The sequence below is a fragment of the Streptomyces sp. NPDC020747 genome, assembly GCF_044334695.1.
In the GTDB taxonomy this organism is placed as follows: domain Bacteria; phylum Actinomycetota; class Actinomycetes; order Streptomycetales; family Streptomycetaceae; genus Streptomyces.
Genome location: NZ_JBIRTJ010000006.1, coordinates 73,448 through 85,770 on the forward strand (window position 1 = coordinate 73,448; position 12,323 = coordinate 85,770).

Genomic DNA, 12,323 nt, shown 5'->3' on the forward strand with positions numbered 1-12,323 from the left:
GGGCGCGGGAGCTGCGCAGATTTTCGGGGGCGCGGGGAACTGCGCAATCTTTTAGGGGCGCGGGGAACTGCGCAGTCTTTCAGGGGCGCGGGGAACGCGCAGCCCTCCAGGGGCGCGAGGAACCGCGCGACCAGCCCCCGCCGCCAAAGACCCACCCTCCCAACGGAGTTCCCCCACACCCTCCACCGGGTACAAACCCTGTGCTCGCCACAACTTCTTTGCGTGCAGACCCGTTCCTGACGAGCCGTCAGTTCAGTAATCTGACACTGCGTCAGTTATTGGCAGCCACACAGGAGCGGGCGGACCGATGCTTGGATCAACCCACGGCACCCTCACCACCGACTCCCGCCGGGCCCGAGTCATCGCCTGCGGCGAGCAACCGGCCCCTGCCGTGCACGGCAGGCCCGCCGCCACCGACGACCTCGACGTCAGCGGCCGTCCGCTGTACGCCGGCGTACCCGATCTCGACCGCTTCTTCCGCCCCGAGCGCGTGGCGGTGGTCGGCGCCTCGGACACCGAGGGGCGGCCGAACACCGGCATCACCCGACAACTGCTCGCCTGGGCCGAGCGGGTCGGCGCGCGGCTGCATCCGGTACATCCGACACGTGAGTCGGTCTTCGGCATTCCCTGCGTCGCCACTGTCGGGGAGCTGCCCGAAGAGGTCGACCTGGCAGTGCTGCTGGTCTCCGATCCACTGCCCGTCATCGAGCAACTCGCCGAGACCAAGGTGAAGTTCGCGGTCGCCTTCGCCTCAGGGTTCGCCGAGACCGGCGCGGAGGGCGCCGCCGCGCAGGCCAGGCTGGCCGCCGCCGTGGAACGTACCGGGCTGCGGCTGCTCGGCCCGAACACCAACCTCAACGCCTTCGAGAAGTTCCGCGACGACCTGGACGGACCGGCGATCGCCCTGATCACCCAGTCCGGCCACCAGGGGCGTCCCGTCTTCACGATGCAGGAGCTGGGCGTACGGCTCTCGCACTGGGCGCCAACCGGCAACGAGGCCGACCTGGAGAGCGCCGACTTCATCTCCTACTTCGCCGAGCAGCCCGAGGTAGGAGCCATCGCCTGTTACGTCGAGGGGCTGAAGGACGGGCGGTCCTTCCTGCTCGCCGCCGACCGGGCGGCGCGGCGTGGGGTGCCGGTGGTGGCGGTCAAGGTCGGCCGCACCGAGACCGGCGCCCGTACGGCCGCCTCGCACACCGGCAAACTGACCGGCGCCGACGCGGTGGTGGACGCGGCGATGCGGCAGTACGGCGTGATCCGCGTCGACGGCCTCGACGAACTCCAGGACACGGCCGCGTTGTTGGCGCGTGCCCGTCCCCCGTCCGCCGACGGCGTGGTCGTCTACTCGATCTCGGGCGGCACGGGCGCGCACTTCTCGGACCTGGCGTCGGAGGCGGGGCTCTCCCTGCCCACGCTGTCGGCCGGCAAGCAGGCCGAGCTGCACGAGTGGATCCCCGAGTACCTGGACGTGTCCAACCCCGTCGACAACGGCGGGCATCCGGTGGGCGACTGGCGCGGCCGGAAGATCATCGACGCGATCCTCGCGGACCCTGCGGTGGGGGTGCTGATCTGTCCCATCACGGGTCCCTTCCCGCCGATGAGCGACAAACTGGCGCAGGATCTGGTGGACGCGGCGGAACAGACGGACAAGCTGGTGTGCGTGGTGTGGGGTTCGCCGGTCGGCACGGAGGCCGCGTACCGGGAGACCCTGCTCGGGTCGTCCCGCGTGGCCACCTTCCGTACGTTCGCGAACTGCATCACGGCGGTGCGGGCCCATCTGGAGCACGCTCGGTTCTCCTCGCTCTACCGCTCGCCGTTCGACGAGGCGCCGCGTACGTCGTCCCCCTCGTTCCGCAAGGCGCAGGCGTTGATGCGGCCGGGGCAGCAGTTGAGCGAGCACGCGGCGAAGCAGTTGCTGCGGGCGTACGGGATTCGCGTGCCGCGCGAGCAGTTGGTGACCAGTGCGGCGGCGTCCGTCCGGGCGGCCGGGCTCGTCGGCTACCCCGTCGTGATGAAGGCCTCCGGCGCGCAGCTCGCCCACAAGACCGAACTCGGCCTGGTGAAGATCGGGTTGACCTCCGCGAGTCAGGTCCGCGACGCGTATCGCGACCTGACCGACATCGCGCGGTACGAGGACGTGCCGCTCGACGGGGTGCTGGTGTGCCAGATGGTCGAGCCCGGTGTCGAGATGGTCGTGGGTGTCACGCAGGACGAGCTGTTCGGGCCGACGGTGACGGTGGGGCTGGGCGGGGTGCTCGTCGAGGTGCTGCGTGACAGCGCTGTGCGGGTGCCGCCGTTCGGCGAGGACCAGGCGCGGTCGATGCTGTCCGAGCTGCGCGGGCGGGCGTTGTTGGACGGTGTCCGCGGGCGGCCTCCGGCCGACCTCGACGCGCTCGTCGAGGTCGTCCTGCGGGTTCAGCGCATGGCGCTCGAACTGGACGGGGAGCTTTCCGAGTTGGACATCAATCCGCTGATGGTGCTGCCTCGGGGACAGGGGGCGGTCGCCTTGGACGCGTTGGCTGTCTGCCGCTGAGGATGACTTGCGGTGGTTTGTCGGGTGCGGGTTGGGTGGGTGCTGGTCGCGCGGTTCCTCGCGCCCCTAAAGATGCGCCTGCCGTTCGTCGTGGGTCGGGGCCGCGACGGGGCATCCGATCGCAGCTGTGTCGTCCCGGGCCATCAGGGTGCCCTCGGGAGGTCGTGCTGCGATCGGAAACCCCGACACGACCCCTTCGTCCGGAGGGCGGCTGCCGGAGAGTGGGACCACCGTTCAAAGGGGCCACGCCCCCCATCCGCACTCACTGACCCACAACCCGGATCGGACCACCCCCTTGATACTCCACACCATCACCAACCACGTCTCATGGATCACCCTCAACCGCCCCGAAGCCATGAACGCCCTCCTCCCCGACCAACGTGACCGCCTTGTCCAGTTGTTCGAGGAGGCCTCCGGTGACCCGTCCGTACGGGCGGTGGTCCTCACGGCTACAGGCCGCGGGTTCTGTGCGGGCGCGGACCTCCGCGGCGGCCCGCCGGCAGGCGACCGCGTCGCCGGAGATGTCGCCCGGGTCATCCGCCAAGGCGCACAACGCCTGATCACCGCGATCCTCGACTGCGAGAAACCGGTGATCGCCGCGGTGAACGGCACCGCGGCCGGCATCGGCGCCCATCTCGCGTACGCCTGCGACCTGGTCATCGCCGCCGAATCGGCGAGGTTCATCGAGGTGTTCGTACGCCGCGGCCTCGTCCCGGACGGCGCCGGCGCCTATCTTCTCCCCCGCCTCATCGGGCCCCGGCGGGCGAAGGAGCTGATGTTCTTCGGCGACGCCCTGACCGCCGCGGACGCGGAACGCCTCGGGCTCGTCAACCGGGTCGTACCGGACGAGGAGTTGGAGAAGACGGCCCGCACCTGGGCCGAACGCCTCGCCGCCGGCCCCACCCGCTCGATCGCCCTCACCAAGCAACTGGTGAACGCGTCCCTGGACACCGACCGCTCGACCGCCCTCACCGCCGAGGCCACCGCACAGGAGATCAACATGACGACGGCGGACGCAGGGGAAGGGGTGAAGTCGTTCGTGGAGCGCCGGGGGCCGGAGTTCCACGGCCGCTGAGCCCGCGCTCGTGTCAACTCCCGCCGGTGCGGGTACCGCAGGGCCGGGGGTGCGAACCCCTTCCAATCTGACACCCCGTCAGCTTCAATGGAAGGCGTGATGGGACACGCAGGGATGGCCGCAGCGGCCGTCCGGTACCTCAGGTCGGCCGGAGCCCCGAACACCGCGGGCCGGGTCGAACCGCTCCCACGCCCGGACCTGCGCGCGGTCGGCGACGACGAACGCGCACCGATCGACCCGGCCGAATTCCGCCGCGTACTGGGCAACTTCGCCACGGGCGTGACGGTCGTGACCGCACCCGCGGGTGAGGGAGAGTCGGCAGGACCGGCCGGCTTCGCCTGTCAGTCCTTCTCGGCTCTGTCGCTCGACCCGCCGCTGATCGCGTTCATGGTCGCGCGTACGTCGACGACCTGGCCGCGTATCGCCCGCGCGGGCGTCTTCTGCGTGAACGTCCTGGGCGCCCACCAGGGCGACCTGTGCCGCGGCTTCGCGGTGAGCGGCGCCGACAAGTTCGCGGGGGTCGCCCACGAACCGGCCCCGGTGTCGGGGTCACCGCGCCTCGTCGGCGCCCCCGCCTGGATCGACTGCACGATCCACGCCGTCCACACGGGCGGCGACCACCTGATCGTGGTGGGCAGGGTGGACGCCCTGGGCACGGCGGACGGTGACGGCACGCCCCTGCTGTTCCATCGCGGCCGGTTCGGCCGCCTCACCACCGACTGAGGCCGGGCGGCGGTCCCGTACGGCTTCAGGCGAGTACCGCCACCGGCCGTCGCCGGATCACCAATGCCATCAGCGCCGCCGCCGCGCACAGCGCGCCCGAGGCGTACCACATCACGTCGTACGAGCCGAAGGTGTCGCGCGCGACACCGCCGAGGAAGGCGACGAGGGCGGCGCCGACCTGGTGGGAGGCGAGGACCCAGCCGAAGACGATGGCGCTGTCGTCGCCGTAGTGCTCCCGGCACAGGGCGATGGTGGGCGGGACCGTGGCGACCCAGTCGAGGCCGTAGAAGATGATGAAGAAGATCATCGGCGGGTGGACCGAGGGGGCCAGCAGAAGGGGGAGGAAGAGGAGGGAGATGCCGCGCAGGGCGTAGTAGACCGCCAGCAGGCGGCGCGGGTCGAAGCGGTCCGTGAACCAGCCGGAGGCGATCGTGCCGATGACGTCGAAGACGCCGATGACCGCGAGGAGCGAGGCGGCTGCCGTGATCGGCATGCCGTGGTCGTGGGCGGCGGGCACGAAGTGGGTCTGGATCAGGCCGTTGGTCGAGGCCCCGCAGATCGCGAAGGTTCCGGCCAGCAGCCAGAACGGGCCGGTGCGCGCGGCCGAGAAGAGGACCTTCACCGTACGTCGTGCCGCGCCGGGCACGGGCGGCGGCTTCTCGACGAACTCCGTTGCCCCGTACGGCTTCAGGCCCACGTCCGCCGGGTGGTCGCGCAGCAGCAGCCAGACGAAGGGCACGACCGCGAGGGCCGCCAGGGCGACGGTGACGGCGGCCGGACGCCAGTCGTGCTTCTCCACGATCCAGGAGAGGACGGGCAGGAAGATCAGCTGACCGGAGGCGGAGGCCGCGGTGAGGATGCCCGTGACCAGGCCGCGCCGCTCGGTGAACCAGCGGTTCGTGACGGTGGCGGCGAAGGCGAGCGCCATCGAGCCCGATCCGAGCCCGACCAACAGGCCCCAGCACAGCAGCAGTTGCCACGCGGTCGTCATCCACACCGTCGCGCCGGATCCGACCGCGATCACGAGCAACGCGATCGCGACGACCCGGCGGATGCCGAACCGGTCCATCAGCGCGGCGGCGAACGGCGCCGTGAGCCCGTACAGCGCGAGGTTGACGGAGACCGCGAGCCCGATCGTGCCGCGTGACCAGCGGAACTCCGCGTGCAGCGGGTCGATCAGCAGCCCTGGCAGCGAACGGAAGGCCGCGGCCCCGATGATCGTCACGAACGTCACCGCGGCGACGAACCAGGCCCGGTGTATCCGCCGACGACGCCTGCCGGGCACGGAGTCCTGAAGGGCAGCGGCCTCAGTGGCTGCGGCATCGGTTGTCTGTGTCACGTCATAGAGCTTCCGGCCTGCGGACTCTCCGAACGAGTGGCCAGAAGGACAGCATTAGCTAGAATCGGGCCATGGGTACGCAGACCCCCTTCCGGCCCCACCGCGTGGTCGTCCTCGCCCTGGACGGCCTCCTCCCCTTCGAGCTGGGCATCCCGCAGCGGATCTTCGGCCGCGCCAAGGACGCCGAGGGCCGCCGCCTGTACGAGGTGGTGACCTGCTCGATCCGGCCGCCGGGCCGGGTGGAGGCGGAGGCGGACTTCTCCATCCTCGTGGAGAACGGCCCGGAGGCCCTCGCCACCGCCGACACCGTCGTCGTCCCGGCCTCGTACGAGCTCGGCCCGGTGCACTCCGAGGGCGTGCTCACGGACGAGCTGGCCGCGGCCCTCGCGCTGATCCGGCCGGGCACGCGGCTCGTCTCCATCTGCACGGGCGGGTACGTGCTCGCCGCCGCCGGATATCTCGACGGCCGCCCGGCGACCACGCACTGGGCGTCCGCCGAGCACTTCCAACGGATCTTCCCGAAGGTGCGGGTGGACGCGGACGTGCTGTTCATCGACGACGGCGACGTGCTGACGTCCGCCGGGGTCGCGGCCGGGATCGACCTGTGCATCCACATCGTGCGCCGCGATCACGGCACGGCGGTGGCCAACGAGGTGGCCCGGCGTACGGTCGTGCCGCCGCACCGTGACGGCGGGCAGGCGCAGTACATCCAACGCCCCGTTCCCGAGCCCCAGTTGGCGTCCACGACCGCCGCCCGTGCCTGGGCGCTGGCTCGGCTGCACGAACCGATCCAGTTGCGCGACATGGCCGAGCAGGAGTCCATGTCGGTGCGCACCTTCACCCGCCGCTTCCGCGAGGAGGCCGGCGTCAGTGCCGGCCAGTGGCTCACCCAGCAACGCGTCGAACGCGCCCGCCACCTACTGGAGTCCACCGACCTCTCGATCGACCAGATCGCCCACGCCTCGGGCTTCGGCACCCCCCAGTCAATGCGCCAGCACCTCCAGTCCACCCTGGGCGTAACCCCCACGACCTACCGCCGCACCTTCCGCTGACCGACTCCCCTCGCCCCAGCAACGTCACTCAGAACGTCAGAACAGCCCGGGCAACCCGCCCGCCCCCCGCATCGGCCGCCGCCTTCTCGAAGTCCTCCACCGGATACGTCTCGGTCACCAACTCGTCCAGCAACAACCGCCCCTCGCGGTACATCTCCGCGTACAACGCGATATCCCGCTGCGGCCGAGCAGACCCGTACCGACACCCAAGAATCGACTTGTCCAAGTACATCGACGAGACAAGGAAGGACGCCTCGGCCGTAGCCGCCGGAACACCGAGCAGCACCGCCTGCCCATGCCGGTCGAGCAGATCGACGGCCTGCCGGACCAGCTCCACCCGCCCCACACACTCGAAGGCATGATCGGCCCCGGTCGGAAGAACCTCCCGCACCCCCTCCGTCGAAGACAGGAAGTGCGTCGCCCCGAACCGCCGGGCCACCTCCTCCTTCGCCGGATTGGAATCCACCGCGACCACCGTCAGTGCCCCGGCGATCCGCGCCCCCTGGATCACGTTGAGCCCGATCCCCCCGGTACCGATGACGACCACGCTGTCCCCGCGGTCCACCCGCGCCCGGTTGAGCACGGCCCCGACCCCGGTCAGCACCCCGCACCCGATGAGCGCGGCGGAGGCCATCGGAATGTCGTCGGGAATCCGTACGGCCTGCACGGCCTTCACCAACGTCCGTTCCGCGAAGGCGGAGTTGGACGCGAACTGGTACAACGGCTGCCCCGCCCGTGTGAACGGCCGCTGAGGCATCCCGATGGCCTTGCGGCACATGGTGGGCCGCCCGCGGTCGCACTCCGCGCACGTGCCGCAGTTCGCGAGCGTGGAGAGGGAGACATGGTCTCCGGGCCGGACATGGGTGACGCCCACACCCACGGCCTCCACGACCCCCGCCCCCTCATGGCCGAGGACCACGGGTACGGGGAAAGGTATGGTCCCGTCCACCACGGAGAGGTCGCTGTGGCACAGCCCCGCCGCGGAGATCGCCACCAGCACCTCACCCGGCCCCGGCTCCCGTATCTCCAGGTCGTCGACCACCTGGGTCTGCTTGCCGTCGAAGATCACACCCCGCATGTCACACCCCTCACACGCCGCATCGCGCCCACCTCAACCCTTCGGTTCCCTGGGAAGGCCGAGCACGCGCTCGGCGATGATCGTGCGCTGTACCTCGTCCGAACCGCCGTAGATCGTGTCGGCCCGGCTGAACAGGAACAGGTGCTGCAGCGCGTCCAGTTCGTAGGGCGCCGAGGCCGACCAGTCCGCGGGCCCCACCGCCGCCCCCGCGCCCCGCACCCGCATCGCCAGCTCCCCGAGCCGCTGATGCCACCGCCCCCACAGCAGCTTGGCCACGCTGGGAGCACCCTGGACCTGGACCTGATCCGCCGAACTCCCCAGCGTCCGCAGGGCGTTCCACCGCATGACGCGCAACTCCGCCCACTGGCGCACGAGACAGTCCCGTACGACGGGGTCGTCCACCGCACCCGTCGAGACGGCCGTCTCCACCACCCGCTCCAACTCCTGGGCGAAGCCGATCTGCTGGGCGAGAGTGGAGACACCCCGCTCGAAGCCGAGCAGGCTCATCGCGACCTGCCACCCGTTGCCCTCGCCCCCGACGACGTGCTCCACACGCGCGTGCGCCCCGTCGAAGAAGACCTCGTTGAACTCGCTCGTCCCCGTCAGCTGACGAATCGGCCGCACCTCGATCCGCCCCGGCTGGTCCATCGGTACGAGCAGGAAACTCAGCCCGCGATGCCGCCGCGACCCCGCCTCCGTACGCGCCAGCACAAAACACCAGTCCGCCTCATGGGCGAGCGAGGTCCAGATCTTCTGGCCGCTGATCCGGTAGGTCCCCGCCTCCCGCACGGCCTCCGTACGAATCCCCGCGAGGTCCGACCCGGCCCCCGGCTCGCTGTACCCCTGGCACCAGAGCTCGTCACCGGACGCGATAGCGGGCAGGAACCGGGACTTCTGCTCCGCACTGCCATGAGCGATGAGCGTGGGCGCGAGCAGGTTCTCCCCGATGTGCCCGGAGCGCGGTGGCGCCGCCGACCGTGCGTACTCCTCGGCCCAGACAACCTGCCGACTGAGCCCGGCCGGCCGATTCCCGTACCCGCCCTCCCCCCACCCGAGCCCGATCCACCCACCCGCACCGAGCGCCCGTTCCCACGCCCGCCGGTCCAAGGCACCCGGAACACGCTCCCCGAGCCACCCCCGCACCTCGACGCGAAACGCCTCATCCTCCGCGGTGACACCGAACTCCATATCTCCTCCGCCCACCACAACGCCCCGATCAGGGGCGCGGGGAACTGCGCAGTCTTTTAGCTTTTAGGGGTGCGGGGCTGTGACATCTGCGGCTCCGCGGCATGGGCGCGCTCAGCCACAGGGCCCCGCACCCACCACCCAGCCCAGCCCCTACGGCGCCTTCTTGGAACGCGCCGCGCGAGCCATCTCCTCCACCTGCGCAAGCAAGGGCATGGGGTCCGTCCCCACACTCCCCGGCAGGAAGTCCGCGATCCGCTCAGGGGTCCAGGACCCCTCCGCGTACCCGGAACGGAGTTCCCTCGGCTGCGCCCACACCGCGATCTTCGGCCCGGCGATCGTGTAGACCTGACCGGTGATCCGCTCCTCCCGCGCCCGCTCGGACAGCAGGTACACCACGAGCGCGGCCACGTCCTCGGGTTCGCCGATCTCCTTCAACTCCATCGGCACGTTCGCGGACATCCGCGTACGCGCGACGGGCGCGACGGCGTTCGCGGTGACCCCGTACTTGTGGAGCCCCAGCGCCGCGCTCCGCACGAGCGAGATGATCCCGCCCTTCGCGGCGCTGTAGTTGGCCTGCGAGACGGATCCCTGGTGGTTGCCGCTGGTGAACCCGATGAGCGTGCCGGAGCCCTGCCGCCGCATGATGGCGGACGCGGCCCGGAAGACGGTGAACGTGCCCTTCAGATGCGTGGCGAGGACCGGATCCCACTCCTCCTCGGACATGTTGAAGAGCATCCGCTCGCGGAGGATCCCGGCCACGCACACGACTCCGTCGAGCCGCCCGTACGTCTCCAGCGCCGTGTCGACGACGCGCTGTCCGCCCGTCATCGTCGAGATGTCGTCGGCGACGGCGACCGCGTCCCCGCCGGCCGCCTCGATCTCCTTGACCACGGTCTCGGCTATCTCGCTGGTCGGCTCCGCGCCCTCGATGGACACCCCGTAGTCGTTGACGACGACGCGTGCGCCCTCGGCCGCGGCGGCCAGCGCCACCGCGCGTCCGATGCCCCGTCCCGCCCCTGTCACGGCGACGACCTTGTCTGCCAAGAAGTTCCCCACGCCCCGGCCCCTTCCCGCAGTTTCTGACGGTCCGTTAGATTCAACTCAGATTCTACGACCCGTCAGATACCTGGAGACAAGCCCCGGGGAGTACTCATGTCGATGCCGGCCGAGTTCCACGAGATCGCCAAGCGCGTGAACAACTGGGGACGTTGGGGTGCCGACGACGAGATCGGCACGCTGAACCTGATCACCGACGAGGTCGTGCGCGAGGCCGCGGCGACGGTTCGCACGGGCCGTCGCGTCCCGCTCGCGCTCCCGCTCAGGGAGGACGGCGTACAGACCGGGATGATCCCGGGCCGGGTGAACCCGCTGCACGCGATGGTGCAGCTCAACCAGGAGCTGTTCGGGCCCGGCACGGTCGCGTGCAGCGACGACGCCGTGACGATGGGCCTCCAGGCGGCCACCCACTGGGACGCGCTGACCCATGTCTCGCACTCGGGGAAGATCTACAACGGCCGTCCCGCGACCACCGTCACGGCCCACGGCGGCGCCGAGTTCAGCGGCATCGACAAGCCCCGCCACATCGTCTCGCGCGGCATCCTCCTGGACGTGGCCCGCGCGCTCGGCAAGGACCGCCTCGACGGCGGCCACGCGGTGACCCCGGAGGACCTCGAAGCCGCCGAGGAACTGGCCGGGGCGAAGGTCCGCGCGGGCGACATCGTCCTCGTACGTACCGGCCAGATGCAGGTCTACCTGGCGGGTGACAAGCACGCGTACGCGTTCCCGTCGCCCGGTCTGTCCGTCCGCACACCGGAGTGGTTCCACGCACACGATGTGGCCGCCGTCGCGAACGACACCCTCACCTTTGAGATATTTCCGCCTGAAATAGAGGACTTGTGGCTTCCGGTGCACGCTCTCGATCTGGTCGAAATGGGCATGCTCCAAGGCCAGAACTGGAATCTCGAAGAGTTGTCCACAGCCTGTGGAGAACTTGGCAGCCATACGTTCCTGCTGTCGGCGATGCCCGAACCGTTCGTCGGCGCCACGGGAACCCCGGTGGCACCCGTCGCGATCCTCTGAGACACCCTCACCGGCTCCGCCTCCCGCCGGCCGAGGGGTCGGCTGGCGGCGCGCCGCCCCCAGACTCGGCCACGCCCGGGCGGGAGGGACCCCACCTCACCCCGAGCACGACACCGCGCGCCGCCATCCGGCTCCGGCGTACCCGCCCTGCTCCCGACCCTGGAGGAGCCGACGCCGATCGCGACCCACGCTCGCCAAGGGCTCCCGTCACCGGAACCCTCGCCGTCCCCTCACGGCGAATCGCTGACCACAAGCGTGATCAAACGGACACGACTCGTCAACACCTGTTCGGGGATTCACGGCTTACGCACCTCTTTGTACCGTCACGGGTGGAAGCACGGTACGGCGCATCGAGCAACGGGGGCTCAGGCCCCGTGCTTCCGTGCTCCGCCTGAACGCCCGGATGCCACGCGCGGATCACAGCAGACCGATCGCACCCACGATGAGGTCCCCCGCTCGATCGAAACCGAGAGTGGGGGAGGAGCCGCCGACACCCCCGAAGGGGCACGGCCTCGCTCAGACCACCTCGAACGCCAGATCCCCGTACGCGGTCAGATCCCCGTACGCGGCCGAAGCCGCGTCGCACGTCACCGCGGACGCCGCCGTCGCCGAACAGCGGTCCACCTCGCACCAGATACGCTTGCCGGCGCCCTCGCCGCTCCAGCCCCAGCGGTCGGCGAGGCCGTCGACGAGGGCCAGGCCGCGGCCGTTGGTCGCGTCACCGTCCGCGCACCGGGGGCGGGGTGGCCGGGCGCTGGCGTCGAGCACCTCCAGGCGGACGGTGCCAACGGCTTCCGCCACGGCCCGCTCTCCGGCGGTGGTCCCGGTCACGACGTCAGGCAGCGACAGCCGCAGCACGGCCGGACGGCCGGTGTGCACCACCGCGTTGGTGACCAGCTCGGAGACGAGCAGGATCAGCGTCTCTGCCAGCGGCTCATCGACCTCTATCCCGGACCCCGCGAGCCGCGAACGGGCCCACCTCCGGGCCCGCCCCACCTCTGCGGGGTCGGGCCGGATCTCCAGCTGCACTTGAAGCACCTGCACCGCTCACACCATCCGAACCGGCGGACACATCGCCTCGCGCCTCGCAAGGGCCACGATCGTGGTCAGAAAAGGGTTCACGGAACGTGATTCCCTTGGGAGACAGCATGGTTGACGTACAGTCACCCCAACAAGCGCTTCGGGCATATTCCAGCGCGAAGGAGTACGCGTGCGGCATACTGTGCGACGCTCGTCACGGGGAGTCGAACAGGCAG

The 12,323-nt window shown here is 70.4% G+C and carries 10 protein-coding genes; 5 read left to right on the forward strand and 5 right to left on the reverse strand.

From position 1 onward, the window contains the following. Nucleotides 1-307: 307 nt before the first annotated feature. From ACH4YP_RS17760 to ACH4YP_RS17770, 3 genes are all read left to right on the forward strand, one after another. Nucleotides 308-2,533, forward strand: a complete 2,226-nt coding sequence (locus ACH4YP_RS17760) for an acetate--CoA ligase family protein (protein WP_398491112.1) — start codon at nucleotides 308-310, stop codon at nucleotides 2,531-2,533. A 295-nt stretch (nucleotides 2,534-2,828) separates the two neighbouring features. Continuing rightward, a complete protein-coding gene (locus tag ACH4YP_RS17765) occupies nucleotides 2,829-3,608 on the forward strand; it encodes an enoyl-CoA hydratase/isomerase family protein (protein WP_398491113.1) in 780 nt (259 codons plus the stop codon). Nucleotides 3,609-3,707: 99 nt separating this feature from the next. Next, nucleotides 3,708-4,331 carry a flavin reductase family protein gene (locus ACH4YP_RS17770; RefSeq protein ID WP_361050915.1) on the forward strand — a complete coding sequence of 208 codons (624 nt, stop codon included), beginning with the start codon at nucleotides 3,708-3,710 and terminating at the stop codon, nucleotides 4,329-4,331. Nucleotides 4,332-4,356: 25 nt separating this feature from the next. Here the strand turns inward: ACH4YP_RS17770 and ACH4YP_RS17775 are convergent, their stop codons facing one another. Then, complete coding sequence (locus tag ACH4YP_RS17775; protein WP_398491114.1) at nucleotides 4,357-5,670, reverse strand: MFS transporter; 1,314 nt, start codon at nucleotides 5,668-5,670, stop codon at nucleotides 4,357-4,359. A gap of 71 nt (nucleotides 5,671-5,741) precedes the next feature. Between ACH4YP_RS17775 and ACH4YP_RS17780 the strand changes: the two genes are divergently transcribed. After that, entirely contained in the window at nucleotides 5,742-6,722 is a 981-nt protein-coding gene (locus tag ACH4YP_RS17780; protein WP_361050909.1) for a helix-turn-helix domain-containing protein, read from the forward strand. A 28-nt stretch (nucleotides 6,723-6,750) separates the two neighbouring features. On the opposite strand, the gene ACH4YP_RS17785 is transcribed toward ACH4YP_RS17780, so the two are convergent. From ACH4YP_RS17785 to ACH4YP_RS17795, 3 genes are all read right to left on the reverse strand, one after another. Continuing rightward, a complete protein-coding gene (locus tag ACH4YP_RS17785) occupies nucleotides 6,751-7,800 on the reverse strand; it encodes a Zn-dependent alcohol dehydrogenase (protein ID WP_398491115.1) in 1,050 nt (349 codons plus the stop codon). A gap of 33 nt (nucleotides 7,801-7,833) precedes the next feature. Beyond that, complete coding sequence (locus ACH4YP_RS17790; RefSeq protein WP_398491116.1) at nucleotides 7,834-8,988, reverse strand: acyl-CoA dehydrogenase family protein; 1,155 nt, start codon at nucleotides 8,986-8,988, stop codon at nucleotides 7,834-7,836. A 150-nt stretch (nucleotides 8,989-9,138) separates the two neighbouring features. After that, on the reverse strand, nucleotides 9,139-10,044 hold the full coding sequence (locus tag ACH4YP_RS17795; RefSeq protein ID WP_361050900.1) for an SDR family oxidoreductase: 906 nt from the start codon (nucleotides 10,042-10,044) through the stop codon (nucleotides 9,139-9,141). Between the two features lie 96 nt (nucleotides 10,045-10,140). On the opposite strand from ACH4YP_RS17795, the gene ACH4YP_RS17800 reads away from it, so the two are divergent. Continuing rightward, entirely contained in the window at nucleotides 10,141-11,067 is a 927-nt protein-coding gene (locus tag ACH4YP_RS17800) for a cyclase family protein (protein ID WP_398491117.1), read from the forward strand. 516 nt (nucleotides 11,068-11,583) lie between these two features. On the opposite strand, the gene ACH4YP_RS17805 is transcribed toward ACH4YP_RS17800, so the two are convergent. After that, the gene (locus ACH4YP_RS17805; protein WP_361051095.1) at nucleotides 11,584-12,096 is read right to left on the reverse strand and encodes an ATP-binding protein; all 513 of its coding nucleotides are present in this window, start codon (nucleotides 12,094-12,096) and stop codon (nucleotides 11,584-11,586) included. Between the last annotated feature and the right edge of the window lie 227 nt (nucleotides 12,097-12,323).